The organism is Granulicella sp. dw_53 (assembly GCF_018449545.1).
Classification (GTDB): domain Bacteria; phylum Acidobacteriota; class Terriglobia; order Terriglobales; family Acidobacteriaceae; genus Edaphobacter.
This window is the reverse complement of sequence record NZ_JAAVUR010000001.1, coordinates 610,593-629,373: the sequence shown is the minus strand read 5'-3', so window position 1 is coordinate 629,373 and position 18,781 is coordinate 610,593. Positions and strand designations below refer to the sequence as shown.

Here is an 18,781-nt window from a genome sequence, read left to right as displayed (position 1 = left end):
AACTGAAGCATCGAGCCGGGGTTCCCTCTAGTGTGTGTTGAAGTCCTGACGCAGACCATCCCCTGCGTTGGACAAAGGAGTGGACCATGAAGCCTCGCAAGTCCTTTGCCGCAACTTGGAAAGCTCCGATCCGCACAGGTGCAGCCGGACTGCTCTGTATCTTGCTAGTGGAACAGCCACTTCTAGCCGCCGGAATCGCCGCGAAGAACAGCCCCAAAGCACCCATCGCAACCCCACAGATTCAAGGCGAACAGAGAGTCTTGCACGCCCTCAACCGCCTCACCTTCGGGCCGCGCCCGGGCGAGCTCGAGGCCGCCCAGACCATGGGCCTGGAGAAGTGGTTCGAGCGCCAGTTAAATCCTGCCTCCATCGACGACTCCGCGCTCGACCGCCGTCTGGACCAGTTCCCCGCGATGCGGATGCAGCAGGCGGATCTGATGGACCGCTACCCCAGCCCGCAACTCCTGCGCCAGATGATCCGCACGAACGCTCCTCTTCCAAGCGATCCCGTGAAGCACGCCATCTACGCCGATCAGATCGCCTTCTACAAGGTTGCCCAGGCAAAGAAGGCAGCGACCGCAGCATCGCAAACCCCGGACAGCGTGGCCACCCCAAAGAGGACGCAGAGCGCCGATCCCATGTCGATGGAAGCCGCAAAGATGGCGTCCGAAGATCAGGAAGACAAGCAAAAAGCAGACAACGGCGACCCAGCCACAGCCGCAACGGCGACCCACCGCGACCAGTTCTACCCAGAGTCCGACACCGCAAGGATCCTCAATCTCCCGCCCGATCAGCGAGTGAATCGCATCCTCGCAATGCAGCCCCAGGAGCTCATCAACTTCCACAACAGCCTCAGCCGCAAGGAACTGGCCACCTTGGTCCAGGGTCTGGACCCCACACAAAAGGAAACCCTTGGATCGCTCCAGGGCTCGCCCCGATTGATCGGCGCGGAGCTCTCGGAGTCTCGCCTCCTGCGCGCCATCTACAGCGACCGCCAGCTCGAAGCAGTCATGACCGACTTCTGGCTCAACCACTTCAACGTCTACCTCAAGAAGAACCAGAACGAGCCGTACTTCCTGCCCTCCTACGAGCGCGATGTAATCCGGCCAAACGCGTTGGGCAACTTTGAAGATCTGCTCGTGGCGACGGCCAAGAGCCCCGCCATGCTGATGTACCTCGATAACTGGCAAAGCATCGGACCGTCTTCAGCAGCAGCGAAGAACGGCCAGCGCTTTGCCTTCCTGGCGAGAAACACCCAGGTAAAACAAGCGCTGAAAGATCGCGGCCTGAATGAAAACTACGCCCGCGAGCTGATGGAGCTCCACACCCTGGGCGTGCAGTGCGAGGTCAGCGAAGATCATCCCGCAACCGCCCTCAGCCCGGCATGCGGACACGGATACACCCAGCAGGACGTCACCCAGGTAGCAAAGATCCTCTCCGGCTGGACCATCGACCGGCCTCTTCGCGGCGGCGAGTACCGCTTCGAGCTCCGCCGCCACGAGCCCGGCTCCAAGCAGGTTCTCGGTGCAGTCATCCCCGAGAGCGGCGAAAGGGAAGGACTCGAGGTGCTGCACCGGCTCGCCATCAGCCCGGCCACGGCACAGTTCATCTCCAACAAACTCGCGATCCGATTCGTAAGCGACACCCCTCCACAGACGCTCGTCGACCGCATGGCAAAGGCCTTCGAGGCCAGCCACGGAGACATCAAGACGGTCCTGCGCACCATGTTCCAATCGCCGGAGTTCTGGGCCCCGGACGTATATCGCGACAAGGTCAAGACCCCGCTGGAGTTCGTCGCCTCCGCCGTTCGCGCCAGCAATGCGGACGTCGGGAACGCACTCCCTTTGGTCCGGTCGTTGGACCGCCTGGGTATGCCGCTCTACGGAATGCAGACGCCCAATGGATACAGCTGGCTGGCCGAGCCTTGGGTCAGCAGCAGCGCACTGGTGAACCGCATGAACTTCACGCTGCTACTCTGCGGCAACCGCCTGCCCGGGACCCGTACAGACTGGCCGCAATACCTCGGTGCTCCCAACGAATCCCTAAGAAAGTCCGTCGCGTTCAACACCCCGGACGCCGATGCTTCGGCGGCCATAAGAGAGAAGAAGCTCGAGCAACTGTTAATCGGACAGCCCGTCAGCGAGCGAACCCGCGAGACGGTGCTACGCCAGTTCAAAGACACTGCAACCCAGCTACAAGCCGCGAGAGACTTCCCCCTCAAGCCCGTTGATCCGCAGATGCTCGCAAACTCCCCGCCAGACCCTTCGATGGCAACCCAGCAGGACGCGCCCGAAGCTGCACCCTCAGACCATCTAGGCCATATAGACCGCCAGTCCGCCATCATGGCCGGACTACTGCTCGGTTCGCCAGAGTTTCAGCGGCGCTAAGTCGCCGCAAGCTACCCTGGCGCAGCAAACCAGCAAAGAAGACGCGAAACTTACACCCTGAACTGGGTTAATACAGGCTGGGCCAGATTAATCAAGTTCGAATAATCAAGATAAGGTTATTGCATCAAGCAGGACGCCGTAATGTTTCGGCGCACGCTGGGAATAGCTCTTTAAGGAGATCGGAATGTCCATGAACAGGGAAGAGTTGATCGACCGGAGTACCTGGGGCTGCGATATGCAAGGGCGCGACCTGCCCCGCCGCGGCATCACCCGGCGCGGCTTCATGAAAGGCGGAGCCTTGGCCCTGATCGGCACTTCCGTGATCCCCGCCTTCCTCGAACGCAGCGTCATGGCGGAGGTCACCACCGCGGCAGCCAGCAAGAAGAAGCTTGTGGTTCTCTTCCAGCGCGGCGCGGCGGACGGATTGAACATCGTCGTCCCTTACCAGGAGAAGAACTACTACGCGATGCGCCCTTCCATCGCGATCCAGCAGAAAGACGTCCTGGATCTGGACGGCTTCTTCGGCTTGCACCCCGCCATGGCCTCGTTCAAGCCGCTCTACGAGCAGGGACACCTCGCCATCGTTCACGCCGCAGGCTCCCCCGACACCACCCGCTCGCACTTCGACGCCCAGGACTACATGGAGAGCGGCACCCCCGGCCTCAAGGCCACCCAGGACGGCTGGTTGAACCGCGCCCTTCAGGCAGAGCCGACCACCTCTGGCAAATCATCGGCCTTTCGTGCCGTGGCCCTCGGAACCCAGGTTCCCCGAACCCTCCAGGGCAGACTGCCCGCAATCGCCGTCAATAATCTGGCCGACTTCTCCATCGGCGGCAAAGGTCCCCAGACCTCGCCCATCAGCAACGCCTTCCAGGCCATGTACGACCAGAGCACCGACGCCGTCCTCCACGGAACCGGACAGGAGACCTTCGAGGCGGTAAAGATGCTGAAGGCCGCCGACCCCGCCCACTACCAGCCCGCCCCTGGGGTCGTCTACCCAACCACCCCCTTCGGAAACAGCCTGAAGCAGGTAGCGCAACTCATGAAGGCAAACCTCGGGGTGGAGGCTGCCTTCTCCGATATCGGCGGCTGGGACACCCACCAGAACCAGGGAAACGTAAACGGCCAACTGGCCAACCGCCTCAAGGAGTTCTCCGACACCATCGCCGCCTTCTGGAAGGACATGGGCTCAGACGCCGAAAATCTAACCTTGGTGACCATGTCCGAGTTCGGCCGGACGGCCCGCCAGAACGGAACCGGCGGAACCGACCACGGCCATGCAAACGTCATGTTCGTCCTCGGAGGTTCGGTCAAGGGAGGAAAGGTCTACGGCAAGTGGCCCGGATTGGCCAACGAGCAACTGAATGAGGGCCGCGACCTCACCGTCACAACCGACTTTCGGCGGGTCTTAGGCGAAGCTGCCTACAAAACTTTGGGCTCTAAAAATCTGGAAGTAATCTTTCCCAACGCCCAAATCCGACCCAATACATTCCTCAATTTTGTTTAGAATCATGGGCTTGACGTCGTATTTCGTATTACGCAAACTTTGTAAGTATCCCACTTATCGTAGAAAAATACGTTTTGAAGGATTTTAGGAAAACAATAGACAACTTTTTTCTTGGTCCCGCGTCTTATTGATTGTAGTAACCAAACGCCGGGCTTTCAGTTCCCGCGGTTCCGGCTTCCCTTATCTGCACGACCCCTCCCCTCCCTAATGTAAGGCCCCCAGAGCACCGGGGGCCTTCACTTCCTTAAGTCGCTAATAAACAACGTAAATTCAAACTCTTACAGCATTTATCCTCAAAATCTCCAACAAAATGGCTGTCAAGCCCCAAAACTACCTAACCCAAGCGAGAGCAACCAGATACGAGTGGCACTTTAGTTAAGCCAATTCACTAGAATAGAAGTAGAGATCAAAAAGAAAGAGCCAAACCGCAACCGACAAAGCCCTTCTCTCATGATCAAAGCCCCAGAACTTGAAACAGCCGTAAGTCGAACTGGCTCTCGTATTTGGACACAAACCGTCTGGAATCTGTAATTTAGGAGAGCCTTATCTTCCTAAGTGACTCATTCCAAGCCGCTTCCGCCCAGAGATGGGGGAAGGGGCAGCGGATCGGGAACCCTAGTTGAAGCCAATATTGCGGTCTAGGGCGAGCGACCCAGGGCCATAGAACAACAGCATGATGGCCAGAGCCGCCAGCGCTAGGATGTAGTTATAGATCCCAAAGCCCTGATGGATGCCCACAAGCGCAAAGGCAGCCAGCATATTGACGGCGACCAGCCCAGCGGCCAGCCTCGTAAGCAGACCGACGACCAGCAGAATGCCGCCGACGAACTGCGTGAAGGCCGAGACGTATCCCAGCCAGTAGGGAACGCCGAGCGTGACCACGTAGTGCACGTAATGGTTCAGCGCCCCATGCGGAACGACCCTCTCGTAGCCATGAACGGCCATCGAAAGTCCCAGAACGAGCCTCATGAGGAGTGCCCCGAAGGGTTGCAGGCCATTGAGCCACTTAGTCATAGCGATCTCCTTGGATCTCGGATGAAATTAAATTGGAAAGAACAGCCGGCAAAGTTCACCGCACAGAAGCTCGAGGCACAGATTGATCGAGAAACCGCGTGAGCAACGGCAGAAACTCCGGTTGGCTGGAAAGCTGACCAGCATTGGCATTGAACTCGACGGCGATCTTGGGATCCGCGGCAGTCTTGAACGCAGGAGAAGCCTTATTGCCGGAGAGCAGCAGCTTCGGCGTACGCAAACTCCCAAGAGGTTCAGCAAGCGGAAATCTCTCATGAAAGAGGAGTCGAGCCGGCAGAAGGCTCGTGCGCGGATCGAGCAGCAGAACGTCAAGCAGATCCGTATAAGGAGACTCAAGGATCAGCGCAGGTGTCTGCGGATGCGCAACCGCCAGATGAGCCGCAAGCGACGCGCCGACCCCGACTCCATAGGGAACGATCTGCTGCTCCGGAAGCCTACGGCTGGTGTGAAGATAGCGCCACGCATCCTCCGCATCGGCGGTCATATTGCTCTGACTCGGATGGGTTGTCGAACTCTGTCCATAACCGCGGTAGTCCACGGCGAAGATGTTGACGCCCAGGCCATGCAACACAGCCAGCGAAGCAGACGCATCCGCAAGCGATCCGTTGCCGCTGGGCAGATAAAGCAGCGTCGCGTCGGAGTAGCGGCCACCCGGTGCGGCAGGAATCCACCAGCCGCTAAGCTGCGGCACAGCAGAGTCATCAGGAGCGAAGCGGACGAACTCCACGGAGCCATCGGCGATCGGAGGGTGTGCGGCAGCGGTCCGCGCCGGATGCAGAACGATCTGCCACTGGCCCACATAGAAGAGCAGGCAAAGCGTCAGATAGCCGCAGACGAGCGCGGCGAGGATCACGGCGGCAACCGCCTTCAGGATCCAGCGCGGATCGACGTCCACCGTAGCCGGGCGGCGGGCAGAGGGCGGGGAAGTTCTTGAGGTAGAAGGCTGGGTGCGGCGAGGCATCTGATGGTCTTCAAGAACTTTAGCACCTCGCGATCCCCAAACGAGCCAGACCGTCAAGCGGGATAGCGGTCACGGGCTACCATGGAAGAAGGTCCAAAGACGTATCAGGAGGAGTTGCTGTGGCGCAGTGGGTGCGGTTGTGTAGCGTGGCGGAGGCCCCGGCCGTGGGGCACGTCCAGGAAGCCGAGGTCGATGGTGTGGCGATATGCCTCGCGAACGTAAACGGCGAACTCTCTGCGTTGGATAACTGGTGTCCCCATCGCCTTGGACCGTTGGGACAGGGCTGGATCGAAGGCGATGCAGTAATCTGCCCCTGGCACTCCTGGGCCTTCAACATGAAGACCGGACAGGCGGAGTATCCGGTGCACGAACATGTCGATGTCTTTCCGTTGAAAGTAGAAGGAGATAATCTCCTGGTAGACATCGAATAGTTGCGCCGGAAGCGTCATAAGAACCAAGGACGGCACGTCCCCGGAATTGAGGAAAACTTTTACTCAGGAAAAGGGGCGGTCTGGTCTAAGCTGCAGACAGGTCAAATCGCTCAAACTCACGAACGGTCTGTATCCAGGGGTCAATTATGAAAATTCGCCGCATCATTCTCGGTTTGTTTGCTTTCGTCGTTCTGGCTGGTTCGGTCGTACCCGCAAATGCCGCGCCTCGTCACCACCGCCACAGACATCATCGTCATCACAGACCCTAGGATTGGGTGGAAAGCAACCCGGGACCCGGCCGAACTGTGCCGGGTCTTCTACTTGCCTGTACTTGCCTACGCGATTTATCGAGATGGCCTGATTTCCAGCGCCAATACTGATAGAATCGATAAAATCCACTCCTCGGAGAGGCAATGCAGGCAATACTGGCGCTTGAAGACGGGCGCATCTTTCGTGGTACAAGCTTTGGCGCCGGGGTGGAGTGTTCCGGCGAGGTGGTCTTCAATACATCGCTGACCGGATATCAGGAGATCTTTACCGATCCCTCCTACGCAGGTCAAATCGTCGTTCTGACGAACCCTCACATCGGAAACTACGGCACGACTCCCCATGATGCGGAGGCCTCGCGGCCCTACATCGAAGGTTTGGTGACTCGCGAATTTTCTGCGATCAGCTCCAACTGGCGTTCCACCGAAGTCGCTGATGAATACCTGGAACGCAATGGAGTTCCGGTAATCTCCGGCATCGACACGCGAGCCGTCGTGCGTCATCTGCGCGCCAACGGCGTGATGCGCGGCGTGATCGCGAGCGGAGAGAACCTCGACGTCGATGCGCTGGTAGCGAAGGCGCGATCCATCCCCAAGATGGACGGAACTGACCTCGCCAGCGGAGTGAGCACCAAGAAGATCTACGAGTGGAGCTCGACCGAGCCGAAGAACCAGACCGACGACAAGCTCCTCACTCAAGCCATCGACGGCAGCGGCGAACAGATGCACGTTGTCGCGTACGACTTCGGCATCAAGGAGAATATCCTGCGGATGCTGACGCGGGAGAACTGCCGTGTGACGGTAGTTCCAGCGAAGACAAGCGCAGAAGATGTACTTGCGATGAGTCCCGATGGAGTCTTCTTCTCTAACGGACCTGGTGATCCGGAGCCGTTGGACTATGCAGTAGAGACGGTCCAGAAGCTACAAGGCAAAGCGCCCATCTTCGGTATCTGCCTGGGACATCAGATCTTTGGACTGGCCTTGGGTGGCAAGACGTACAAGTTGAAGTTCGGACATCACGGAGGGAATCATCCCATCCTGAACCACCAGACAGGCAAAGTAGAGATCACAGCGCAAAACCATAACTACAACGTCGACCCCGCGTCCCTGCCGGACGATGTGGAGCAGACACATACCAATTTGAACGATCAGACGTTGGCTGGCCTGAAGCACAAGACAGACCCGATGTTCAGCGTCCAATATCACCCCGAGGCCAGCCCGGGACCGCACGATTCGCACTATCTCTTCAAGGACTTCCGCAAGATGATGGAAGATTGGAAGAAGTGAAGCACTAATTTAGAGCATGTGCATTCAGGGCGCAGCAGTCGGGGCGCCCTTTGAAACGCCATCGAGACTTGTAAGCGAGAAAGAAAAAAGATGCCACGCAGGAATGACATCGCGAAGATTCTGGTGATCGGCTCAGGGCCGATTGTGATTGGGCAGTCGGCCGAGTTCGACTACTCCGGCACGCAGGCGTGCAAGGCGCTCAAGACAGAGGGCTATGAGGTAGTGCTGGTGAATTCAAACCCAGCCTCCATCATGACCGATCCTGAGGTCGCGGACCGCACCTACATCGAGCCATTGAACCCGGCCTATGTAGAGGAGATCATCCGCGTCGAGACGGATATGATGCTTCCTGGCGCAGGCGTCTTCGCAGTGTTGCCGACGGTAGGTGGACAGACGGCGTTGAATCTGGCCGTTGATTTGGCGGAGTCAGGCGTGCTCGAGAAGTACAACGTCGAGTTGATCGGCGCGAAGCTCGAGGCGATCAAGAAGGCAGAGGACCGTCTGCTGTTCAAAGACGCGATGAACAAGATTGGTCTGGACATGCCGCGATCCGTTCTGGTGAACACGGTGAGCGCCGGCCTGGACTTTGCAGGAAAGATCGGCTTTCCAGTCGTCATTCGGCCTTCGTTCACACTGGGTGGTTCGGGTGGTGGTATCGCCTACAACCGCGAAGAGATGACAGAGATTCTTTCGCGCGGCATCGATCTATCTCCGGTAAGCGAGTGTCTGATTGAGGAGAGCGTCCTCGGCTGGAAGGAGTACGAGCTGGAGGTGGTGCGTGACCTGAAAGATAACGTCATCATCATCTGCTCGATCGAGAACTTCGATCCGATGGGTGTGCATACGGGAGACTCGATTACCGTAGCTCCGGCCCAGACTCTGACCGATCGCGAATACCAGTGCATGCGCGACGCGGCGATCCGGGTGATTCGCGAGATCGGTGTCGAGACCGGAGGAAGCAACGTACAGTTCGCGGTGAATCCGCAGAACGGCCGGATGACGGTGATCGAGATGAATCCGCGTGTGTCGCGTTCGTCTGCACTGGCATCGAAGGCAACCGGCTTTCCGATCGCGAAGATCGCTGCGCGCTTGGCGGTAGGCTACACGCTCGACGAGTTGCAGAACGACATCACCAAAGCGACTCCGGCTTGTTTCGAGCCCACCATCGACTACGTAGTAGTGAAAATTCCGAAGTGGCAGTTCGAGAAATTCCCCGGCGCTGATGAAGGTTTGGGGCCGCAGATGAAGTCGGTCGGCGAGGTGATGGCGATTGGCCGCACCTTCAAGGAAGCCATGATGAAAGCCGTCCGTTCGTTGGAGACGGGCAAGAAGGCTACAGCGGATGACATCGAGCCGCGGCGTCTGACGCAACGGTTGGTGACACCACATCCCGATCGCTTGTCGTATATTCGCTACGCGTTCGAACGAGGCATGTCTGTGCGCGAGGTTGCGAGGATGACCTCGATGGATCCGTGGTTCTTATATCAGATCAAACAGATCACCGACGAGATCAAGGCGATCGGTGGGAAAACGATCGACGAGGTGACGGAACACGACCTGCGCACTGCGAAACGGATGGGCATCTCCGACGAACGGTTGGCGGCTGGTTGGGGATTACAAGGACCGACGGCTACTGCCGAGGTACGCGCTTTGCGGAAGAGACTGGGCGTAATGCCTGTCTATAAGCTGGTGGATACCTGCGCGGCGGAGTTCGAGAGCTTTACGCCTTATCTCTACAGTTGCTACGACGAAGAGGACGAAGCAGCACCGACGAATCGCAAGAAGATCATGATTCTGGGAAGTGGACCGAACCGGATCGGACAGGGAATCGAGTTCGACTACTGCTGTTGCCATGCAGCGTTCGCACTGCGCGAAGATGGCTACGAGACGATCATGGTGAACTGTAATCCCGAGACAGTCTCAACGGACTACGACACCAGCGATCGGTTGTACTTCGAACCGCTGACGCTCGAGGATGTGCTTGCCGTGTATGAACATGAGGCGTCGTCGGGTGCGGAGATCGGAATGATCGTGCAGTTCGGTGGGCAGACTCCGCTGAATCTCAGCCTGCCGCTCAAGAAGGCTGGTGTGCCGATTATTGGGACTTCGCCGGAGTCGATCGATCTCGCCGAAGACCGCAAGCGGTTCGGCAAATTGATCGAGGAGCTGCGGATTCCACAGCCCGAAGGCGCGATGGCGACTAGTGTTCCCGAGGCTGTCGCAGGGGCAAATCGTGTCGGTTATCCCGTATTGGTTCGTCCTTCCTATGTGCTGGGTGGACGAGCGATGGTGATTGCTTATGACGATGAGGCGATCGTTCGCTATATGAGCACGGCGATTGAGTACTCGCAGGAGCGTCCAGTGTTGATCGATCACTTCCTCGAGGATGCTATTGAGGTCGATGTCGACGCATTGAGCGATGGCGAGGATGTGGTGATCGCGGGAATCATGCAGCATATCGAAGAGGCTGGAATTCACTCGGGCGATTCGTCGTGCGTGTTGCCTGCGGTTGACTTGAGCCAGGAAGTTCTGACCACGATTCGTGAGTACACGCGGCAGTTGGCGAAGGCGTTGAACGTTATGGGTCTGGTGAACATTCAGTTCGCCATTCAGCGCGGCAAGGTATTTGTGATCGAGGTAAATCCGCGTGCATCGCGGACGGTTCCTTATGTCTCGAAGGCTACTGGCGTTCCGCTGGCCAAGATCGCTTCGCGCATTATGGTGGGTCGCAAGTTGAAGGAGTTATTGCCGGAGCAGGTCGCGAGTGGGAAAGATCTTGAGACAGGTTCGCATTTCTTCGTGAAATCGCCAGTGTTTCCGTGGGGTAAGTTCCCAGGCGTCGATACGGTGCTTGGACCGGAGATGAAGTCAACCGGCGAGGTGATGGGAGTTGCGGACAACTTCGGTGAGGCCTTTGCCAAGGCGCAGAGCGCTGCAGGGCAGGTGCTTCCGCTGGCCGGAACGATCTTCCTCAGCGTGAATGATCACGACAAGGATGGTCTGGTGTCGCTCGCTCGTCAGTTCGTCGAGATGGGATTCCATCTGGTTGCTACTCATGGCACGGCTGAGGTGCTTGAAACGGCAGGGCTGCAGCCGGAGCGAGTTTACAAGGTGAAGGAAGGCCGTCCGAATGTGGTCGACCTGATCAAGGGCGACCGAATTCAGCTCATCATCAATACGCCTCATGGGCAGGATACGTTCTTCGACGAGAAGGCTATTCGGCGGGCGGCGGTGCTGGCTCGCATTCCTACGATTACTACGCTGGCTGCGGCTCGTGCCGCGGCAGAGGGAATCTCTGCGTTGCAGGAAGGCGCTCTCAGCGTGATTGCGCTGCAGACGTTGCATGCGGAGCGGATTGCGGCAGAGACTTTGAGCTAGTCGAGTCCGAAGCGGGCGCCGACGGAGTAGGCGATCATGGCCAGCGGAGCCCAGGTGCCAACCAGCAGGCCGTCTCCGCCCATCAGGCCGCTTCCGTTGCCGATGTCGAAGAAGGTTCGCCAGAGCTTGTCGATTGCTCCACAGGACTCGCAGAGACCGTTTCCGGTGGGAAGATCCAGAACCCAAACGCAGACGACGGAGAAGAGCAGCAGGCCGGAGATCCAGACGTAGCGGGCGATCTCGTTCTGCTGCAGCTTGGCTACAAGATATCCGCCGATCAGAGGAACCAGAAAGGCTGCTGCTGTTCCGATCAGCTTGGGGTTGTTAGCGTCCGGATCGGGATGCGTCAGGGTTATCGCGCCGATGGCGATCGCCAGGAACAGGATCGCGATGAATGTGTGGGTGAGGAACCAGAAGGCCTCACGCATGAGATCTCCGATGGATTTTCCCTGCGTGATGTCTTGTTTAATGGCCATGGCGTGTCTGTGGTGAGATTACTGCATTTATGGCTGCCCTGGGCATCTCCTTGCATACGGCTTTTGTTGCAGATGTCCATGATTGGTCAAAGCGGACAACGGCTGTGACCTCATAGAATAGAAGCATGCTGCTCGAAGGACTCTTTCTACCCCTGACTACACCGTTCTATCTGGACGGACGCCTCAATCTTCGCAAGATGGAGCATAACGTCGATCGCTACTCGAAGACGCCGGTTACGGGTCTGGCCGTGCTGAGCGAATATGGCGATCCGACTCTGCTTACGGAGGAGGAGACTCGCGAGGCGTTGCGGTCCGCGATGGAGGCGGCTGCGGCGACGAAGGTGATGCTGGCAGGAATCTCCCGGGACAGCGTGGCTGGGACGGTGGAGTTGGCCGTTTACGCCGCGAGTCTGGGCTACGATGCCGCGTTGGTCGGTGTGCCGACGATCCTGCGTAGAGGTCCTCGGGTGAAGGAGGTGCTGGCTTACTTCCAGTCGGTCGCGGATCAGTCTCCTTTGCCGTTGGTGTTGGTCAGCAGTGTTGCTGGCACGCTGGCTACTGAGGCTGTGATTGAGCTGGCAGCGCATCCGAATATTCTCGGGCTGGTTGATGGCGACGTTGGCAGAGTCGGTCAGATCAAGTCTGCAACAGCGTCGGTGAAGCGGGATGTCACTGTGACCACTGTCTTTGCGGCTGTCACGAACAGGATGCTTGCGCTGCGCGATGCCATTGGGGGAACGTTTATCTCCGCGGATACTTTGACCGATGGGGCCACGGCTTTGGCTGTCGCTCCGCCTAAGGCTTCGCTCCGGACGCGGACTAAGACGGTTGGTTTCCAGATTCTTACGGGAGGTACGGTGAGGATGCTGGAGGGGCTGAAGGCTGGGGCGGTGGGGGTTATGCCGCCTTTTAGTGCTTCTGCTCCGCAGGGTTGCTATGAGGTGCTGGCGGCTTGGAAGGATGGCGATATGCCTCTGGCGGAGGAGAAGCAGTTCCGGGTGCAGCCTGCGGCGGCCAGGATTGAGGGTGAGCTGGGGTCGGCAGGGATTCGGTATGGGTGCGATCTGAATGGGTACTTCGGTGGGCGTCCCAGGTTGCCGTTGTTGCCGGTTAGCGGCGAGGAGCGGGCGGAGATAGAGCTGCTTCTGCGGGCTATTCGGAACTAGACCCCCTCCCCCCTGTTTTTGGGCAAAATACTCCTTTGATGGGGGTTAGCTTGGGACCTTCGCCTGTGTGGCTCCGGTTTCGCTGGTCGTCGCCTATCGGTCAAATTGGCAAACAGCTCGTGGAGCTCTGCTGCACTGGGCAGCGAAAGTGTCTGGCGTTGAGCCAGTTTTAACTTCTACTTCTATTTTAGTGGGGGAGGTATAACTAAAGTGCCATTTGGATCTGGTTCATTTTGAAAGGCTTAAGTAGATTTAGGGCTTGACAGCGTGATTTGCTGCGGATTTTGAAGATGAATTTGTAACTCTTGATGTATGTGGAGTTATGGAGTGCTGGCGAAAAGCTTATTGGGCCCCTGTGCGGCGTGGAGTGGGGGCGATTCCCATGCCGTTGAGCTTGCTGCGGGCTGACATGGCTTCGGGGGAGTTGGGGAAGCGCTGGATGAGGGCGCGGAGTTCGCGTACTCCAGCGTCGTTCTGCTTGAGGGCGATCAGGGCCTGGCCCTTGTGCAGGTGCGAGACGGGGACCTTGTTGTTGTCGGGGTACTGTTCCAGGACCTTGTCGTAGTTCTTTACGGCGGCGGGGTACTGGCCGGCACGGTACTCGATCTCGGCCTGGTAGTAGAAGGCATTTCCGGAGAGGGGATTCTCGGGATAGTACTTGGTGACGTCACCGAACTCCGAGGCCGCTAAGCCGTACTTTGCGGACATGTAGTCGCCCAGGGCGGTCTTGTAGAGCTCATCTGCAGGCGGTGCGGAGGGATCCGACGTGGCTGGCGTCGGAGGCAGGGAGGCGGTGGGGAGAGGTGCGATGGAGGGGGCGACGGACATGGGAACTCCAGCCGAAGGCTTACCGCCCTTTCTGACGACAGGGGCAGGAGGAGTCGTAGATGGCGCGGGCTGACCGGAGTCCATGGGGGGAGCACTTCCGGGGGAGACGCTGCTTCCGCCGGGCTGGTTTTGCATGTTGGCGCTCATGGACTGCTGCTGATTCTGGATGTCCTGGGTGAGCTTCTCGAGACGGGCGAGACGGGTCTTCAGCTCGTCGAGCGAATCGTTAAGGGACTGAATCTGGCCGGAGACCTGATCGATCTTGCCGTTCTGGGCTTCCTGCTGGACCTGCATGTGTTTCTGCAGGGTGTCGAGATTGGTGGACATGCGATTGACGGCGTCGGCGCTCTGCTGGACGAGATCCTTCATGACGCCCATGCGCTCGTCGTTGGACTGCTGCAGACGGGCTACGGCGTCCTGCAACTGCTGGATCTGGGTCTGCAGTTGGACCATGTCTTTGTTGACGGCGAAGGTGGGAGTCGCGCAGGAGGCGAAGAAGAGGACGGCACCCAGCAAGAGAGTGGAGTTCTTGCGGAAGGGGAGAGGGAGATTGTTTTTTATCAACATGGGCGACGTGACCTGCCTAGCTTTCTAAGCTGCCCAGCCCTTGCGTTCCGAGGAGCGCAAGGGCTGGATATTTGTATTCGATGCGCTGGGACTAGCGATCGAGTGAGAACTGGGCGCGGCGATTTTCCTGCCAGCAGGTCTCGTTCTGTTCGGTGCAGAACTGCTTTTCCTTACCGTAGCTGATGACGCGAAGGCGGTTGGGAGCGACGCCTGCAGCCATCAGAGCGGTGCGGGCTGCATTGGCACGGTTTTCACCGAGGGCCAGGTTGTACTCTGCCGAGCCACGCTCGTCGGCGTATCCGCCGATGACGACGCGAATGGCAGGGTGCGCTGCAAGATAGGAGGCTGCCTGCGCGGTCGCGGCCTGGGCGTCGGGGCGAAGGTCGTAGCTGTCGTAGTCGAAGAAGGCGTCCTGGACGTTCTTGTGGAACTCTTCATCGGAGCCCATATCGCCCGGCAGATTGCCGCTGGGAGGGGGAACCGTGGGAGCGACAGGGACGCGTACCGTGACCCGTACGTTGGCCTCTGCTGTGCCGCCGTCACCTTTGGCGGTGAGGTGGAAGTTGGTGGAGTTCGCGGGCGAGACGGTCTGGGTGCCGTTCGCGTTTACCTGGCCGACTCCGTCGATGGTGACGGAGGTCGCGTTCTGCGTCCGCCAGTTGAGGACGACGGTCTGGCCAAGGTCGATCGCCAGAGGATCAGCGGTGATCGAAGCTGTTGGCGGGGCAACCGTAGGAGTCGTAGGCCCGAGGCTGTTCGGATCGACGCCACTGCTCTTCTTGTGGCAGCCTGATACAAAGCTGAGGGTAAGCACTACGGCGGTCATTAGAATGACCTTGCTGGATGTCGTACGGGTCGGGCTCATGTTTTTCTCCTGCGCGGTTGTGTTGGGATCCAAGGAATCGATTCGAGGTTTCATAGATTTGCAATGCGGCAAGGACGATCTCTCAATCAAAGAGTAGCGGTTTACTTCCAACTCCAGTTTGGCATGTCTGCGCCAGTACCGGTTAAGGCACGCTTCTGGGTTCCGTCGGCCAGCATGGTCCAGATCTTCATGTGATCGGCTCGTCCGTCCGCGGTGTTGGCGTAGGTGATGTGCCGTCCGTCGGGGGACCAGGAGGGAAAGTCGCAGCGTCCGCCGTCGTGGGTGAGTTGAATCCACTTTTTGGTGGCGACCTCCATGACGTAAATATCCTGTCCGCCGGGGGCTCCGGGGCCGTACTTGCGGTTCCAGGCGAAGGCGAGAAACTGGCCGTTTGGAGACCATGACGGCGAGGTGGCGTAGCCGCCGTCGGTCATGCGGGTGACGCCGGAGCCGTCGCTATCCATGACGTAGAGCTGTGGCAGGCCGGTTCTGCCGCTAATCCAGGCGATCTGCGCGCCGGTCTTGGGGTTGTAGACCGGGGAGACGTCGGGGCCGCGGAAGCTGGTGATGCGGCGGGCGAGGTTGCCGTTGAGGTCGGCGATCCAGATCTCGGGGTCGCCGGAGCGGGAGGAGGAGTAGGCGATCTCCTTGCCGTTGGGAGCCCATGCCGGGGAGAGGTTGGTGCCTCCGACGGCGGGGAAGTTCACCATTCGGCCGAGCAGCAGGGAGTAGGTCTTGATCTGGAAGCCGTCGCGTCCGAGCGAGGAGAAGGCGAGGCGGGAGTTGTCGGGGGAGACGCGGGGGGAGAGCGAGACGGTGCCGAGGTGGGTGATGGCGTGCTGATTCGCGCCGTCGTAGTCCATCTCCCAGATTTCCTTGTTGCCGCCGCCGATTTTGACGTAGTAGATTTTGGTCTCGGCGATGCCTGCGACGCCGCCACCGAGGCGGAAGATGATCTCGTCGGCGAAGCGGTGGGCGATGAGGCGGGCCGAGTCTTCGCTGGGTTCTTCGCTGTATTGCTTGGCGAGGACCTGCGGGTATTGGGTGTTCTTGGCGTCGAAGAGGAAGCCGTTGGCGACGAGGCGACCGTTCTGCACGCCGAGGCTGCCGAAGGCGACCATGGCTGCGTTGGCGGGATCGCTGGACCACTGCTGCAGGTTCATCTCGTTGGGAGCGCCGGGGGTGACCTGGGGCGCGAGGCTCTTGGAGACGATGTCGAAGATGCCAGCGTTGGCGAGGTCGGAGTAGAGGGTGGTGTCGAAGGTCTGCTTGAGGGGAGTGGTCTGGGCGTCGGCAGAGGAGGGTTTGAAGTCCGCGACCGCGATGCGGATCGTGGAGACACCGGTGTTGGTGCCGGTGAAGACGTTGTCCTGCGCGCGGGCTCCGATGTTGGCAACGGCAAAGAGCAGCGACAGAACCTGTAGCTTACGAGAGGTTGTGTAAAGACGGGCTAAGCTGAACATGCTGTTCCTATGGTAGATGCGTTGGTGGTGTCATGGGTGGGCAGGGGGATCAAAGTAATACTGCACGTTGATGTGGCTTCCGCTGTAACCGTCGGGAAGCGGCCCAAAGGTATCAATATGTTGCACGGCACGAAGGGCGGTCTGATCGAGGGTAGCATCGCCGCTGGGCGTCTCGATCTGGATGTGGGAGGGGGAGCCGTCGCGCTCGACCTGAAAGGTGATGTAGACGCGGTGTCCGGAGGCGTGGTTGTCCAGCATGGAGGTGTACCACTGGGAGGCCACTTTGCCTTTTAACTGCTGCACATAGTAGGCATAGCGGACGCCGAAGCCTGCATCGGGAATGCCAACGCTGATGGTTCCGGCGCTGGTCTGGGTGCTGCTCATGGCGATGCGGACGCCGGAGGTCTCGCCGGTGGTGGCTTTGTTGGTGGGCGGTTTGGGTGGCTCAGGGTGCTTGGGCGGTTCGGGGGTGGTCTTGTCCGCCGTCTTTACGGGCTTGGTGGGCTTGACCGGAATGGGGATGGCTTCAGGTTTGGGGACTTCGACGGTCTTGGGCTTGGCCTCGGTGGGCGCGGGGGTGGGTTTTTCCGAGGTGAGGACGTTGTCAGCGTTGGTGGGCTGCTTGGGTGGAAGCGGCAGGGCGTTGACCATAGTGGCCTGAACGGCTCCCTCGGTGGGGCTGGAGTCTCCCCAACTGTGGCCGGTGACGTGAAAGAGATAGCTACCGCCGAAGATCAGGGCAAAGACCAGCACATGCAACGAGAGCGAGCCCGCGAAGTTGGCGCGCAGGTTGTCGCTGAGGACGTCGTCGTTGCGGTTGAAATTGGGATGCGTCGCTATGGCATCCTCCTACTGCTTCAACGGTTGGGTGACGATGCTGATGTTGGTGATGCCCGCTTGTTTGACGGCGTCCATGACGGAGGCGAAGGCTCCGAAGGGAACCTGTTCGTCAGCGCGAAGATAGATGACCCGCTTGGCGGGTGGCCCGGAGCCTACACTCTTCAGGCGGGTGGCCAGATTATTGATGTTGATCGGCTTGTCCTGCAGGAAGATGTTCTGGTCTTTATCGATGGTGACGACCATGCGCTCTTCGGTCAGTTGATTGACGGAGCGGGTCTTGGGGATCGCCACTTCGACGCCGGACTGAAGGACGGGCGCGGTGAGCATGAAGATGAGCAGCAGCACCAGCACGACGTCGACGAGGGGCGTGATGTTGATCTCGGCGAGTGCGGTCTGGGTGCGGGTCTGTCCACCACTGCGGGAGGAGAAGGCCATGGGTTAGAAGGTCCTCCGACGAGACTCGTCCGCAGCGGGAGGGGCTGTCGGGGCGAGCATGGCTGCGTTTTCGATGGCGTTGAGGAGCTCGCGGCCGAAGTCGTCCATGCGGGCGCCGAACTCGCGCAGGCGGGCGGTGAGCTGGTTGTAGCCGACGACGGCAGGGATGGCTACGACGAGGCCGGCGGCGGTGGTGATGAGGGCTTCGGAGATGCCTGGAGCTACGGCGCGCAGGGTGGCGGCTCCGGCTGTTCCCAGGCCGTGGAAGGCGTCGATGATGCCCATGACGGTGCCGAAGAGACCGATGAAGGGCGCGATGGCGGCGATGGTGGCGAGCCAGGTCATGCGGCTCTCCATGGCGGTGAGAGCTTCGCTGGAGGCGGTTTGGGCGGCACGTTCGAGCGCGACGGGATTGCGGGGCAGGCCGCGGCCACCGGTCTGGCGCTGGTATTCGTCGTGGATCTCGTTGAAGACCGAGACCAGGGGGCTGGGCTTGAACTGGTCCGCGACGGTGGCGAGCTCGCTGAGTCGGCTCGATTTGCGGAAGGCGCGGATGAAGCGCTGTCCCTGCATCGCAGCTTTCCGGAAGCTGGACCACTTGGAGAACATGATGGTCCAGGAGAAGATGCTGGCGAGGAGAAGCACGACCAGTACGGTGAAGGCTACCGGGCCGCTGTTGTGAATCATCTCTGCGAGGGCGCTGGTGTCAGACGCGATCGGCGGTGCAGAGGCAGGATCTTCCTGAAGGAGCAAAGCAAGAGCTGAATACAAGACCATAGTTTTAGGGACCGCCAACCTTAGTGTAAATGGGCGATGTTTTCGATAGGGGGCTTTAAAGTCTTTTGGGGAGCATCTTTTGTGGTGCAGGTTGTGGGATCGCTGGGATATGCAG

General features: G+C 59.3%; 15 protein-coding genes. 6 read left to right on the top strand and 9 right to left on the bottom strand.

Annotation, left to right across the window (positions count from 1 at the left end; all coding sequences use genetic code 11):
• Positions 1-86 precede the first annotated feature (86 nt).
• Positions 87-2,387, top strand: a complete 2,301-nt coding sequence (locus HB393_RS02660) for a DUF1800 domain-containing protein (RefSeq protein WP_213803576.1) — start codon at positions 87-89, stop codon at positions 2,385-2,387.
• A 184-nt stretch (positions 2,388-2,571) separates the two neighbouring features.
• Positions 2,572-3,894, top strand: a complete 1,323-nt coding sequence (locus HB393_RS02655) for a DUF1501 domain-containing protein (protein WP_213803575.1) — start codon at positions 2,572-2,574, stop codon at positions 3,892-3,894.
• A 615-nt stretch (positions 3,895-4,509) separates the two neighbouring features.
• Here the strand turns inward: HB393_RS02655 and HB393_RS02650 are convergent.
• Together HB393_RS02650 and HB393_RS02645 are read right to left on the bottom strand one after the other, a co-directional pair.
• On the bottom strand, positions 4,510-4,908 hold the full coding sequence (locus tag HB393_RS02650; RefSeq protein WP_213803574.1) for a DoxX family protein: 399 nt from the start codon (positions 4,906-4,908) through the stop codon (positions 4,510-4,512).
• 55 nt (positions 4,909-4,963) lie between these two features.
• Positions 4,964-5,887 (bottom strand): alpha/beta hydrolase, encoded by a 924-nt coding sequence (locus tag HB393_RS02645; RefSeq protein ID WP_213803573.1) that lies wholly within the window; start codon positions 5,885-5,887, stop codon positions 4,964-4,966.
• Positions 5,888-6,006: 119 nt separating this feature from the next.
• Between HB393_RS02645 and HB393_RS02640 the strand changes: the two genes are divergently transcribed.
• The 3 genes from HB393_RS02640 to carB all read left to right on the top strand — a co-directional run bounded on the left by HB393_RS02640 (position 6,007) and on the right by carB (position 11,249).
• Positions 6,007-6,318 (top strand): Rieske 2Fe-2S domain-containing protein, encoded by a 312-nt coding sequence (locus tag HB393_RS02640; RefSeq protein WP_213803572.1) that lies wholly within the window; start codon positions 6,007-6,009, stop codon positions 6,316-6,318.
• 413 nt (positions 6,319-6,731) lie between these two features.
• Positions 6,732-7,871, top strand: a complete 1,140-nt coding sequence (gene carA / locus HB393_RS02635) for a glutamine-hydrolyzing carbamoyl-phosphate synthase small subunit (RefSeq protein WP_213803571.1) — start codon at positions 6,732-6,734, stop codon at positions 7,869-7,871.
• A gap of 90 nt (positions 7,872-7,961) precedes the next feature.
• Positions 7,962-11,249, top strand: coding sequence for a carbamoyl-phosphate synthase large subunit (gene carB, locus HB393_RS02630; protein ID WP_213803570.1), 3,288 nt, complete (start codon positions 7,962-7,964; stop codon positions 11,247-11,249).
• Here the strand turns inward: carB and HB393_RS02625 are convergent.
• Positions 11,246-11,725: a hypothetical protein gene (locus HB393_RS02625; RefSeq protein ID WP_213803569.1), complete on the bottom strand. Its 480-nt coding sequence runs from the start codon at positions 11,723-11,725 to the stop codon at positions 11,246-11,248. The genes carB and HB393_RS02625 overlap by 4 nt on opposite strands.
• A gap of 125 nt (positions 11,726-11,850) precedes the next feature.
• Here HB393_RS02625 and HB393_RS02620 point away from each other — a divergent pair, with 125 nt between their 5' ends.
• Positions 11,851-12,891, top strand: coding sequence for a dihydrodipicolinate synthase family protein (locus HB393_RS02620; protein WP_213803568.1), 1,041 nt, complete (start codon positions 11,851-11,853; stop codon positions 12,889-12,891).
• 342 nt (positions 12,892-13,233) lie between these two features.
• Here the strand turns inward: HB393_RS02620 and HB393_RS02615 are convergent, their stop codons facing one another.
• The 6 genes from HB393_RS02615 to HB393_RS02590 all read right to left on the bottom strand — a co-directional run bounded on the left by HB393_RS02615 (position 13,234) and on the right by HB393_RS02590 (position 18,666).
• On the bottom strand, positions 13,234-14,286 hold the full coding sequence (locus tag HB393_RS02615; protein ID WP_213803567.1) for a tetratricopeptide repeat protein: 1,053 nt from the start codon (positions 14,284-14,286) through the stop codon (positions 13,234-13,236).
• A 91-nt stretch (positions 14,287-14,377) separates the two neighbouring features.
• Entirely contained in the window at positions 14,378-15,151 is a 774-nt protein-coding gene (locus HB393_RS02610; RefSeq protein WP_213803566.1) for an OmpA family protein, read from the bottom strand.
• 101 nt (positions 15,152-15,252) lie between these two features.
• The gene (gene tolB, locus HB393_RS02605; RefSeq protein WP_213803565.1) at positions 15,253-16,614 is read right to left on the bottom strand and encodes a Tol-Pal system beta propeller repeat protein TolB; all 1,362 of its coding nucleotides are present in this window, start codon (positions 16,612-16,614) and stop codon (positions 15,253-15,255) included.
• A 30-nt stretch (positions 16,615-16,644) separates the two neighbouring features.
• Positions 16,645-17,367, bottom strand: a complete 723-nt coding sequence (locus tag HB393_RS02600) for a TonB family protein (protein WP_345944987.1) — start codon at positions 17,365-17,367, stop codon at positions 16,645-16,647.
• Positions 17,368-17,463: 96 nt separating this feature from the next.
• A complete protein-coding gene (locus HB393_RS02595; protein WP_213803564.1) occupies positions 17,464-17,889 on the bottom strand; it encodes a biopolymer transporter ExbD in 426 nt (141 codons plus the stop codon).
• Positions 17,890-17,892: 3 nt separating this feature from the next.
• On the bottom strand, positions 17,893-18,666 hold the full coding sequence (locus HB393_RS02590; protein ID WP_213803563.1) for a MotA/TolQ/ExbB proton channel family protein: 774 nt from the start codon (positions 18,664-18,666) through the stop codon (positions 17,893-17,895).
• Positions 18,667-18,781 lie beyond the last annotated feature (115 nt).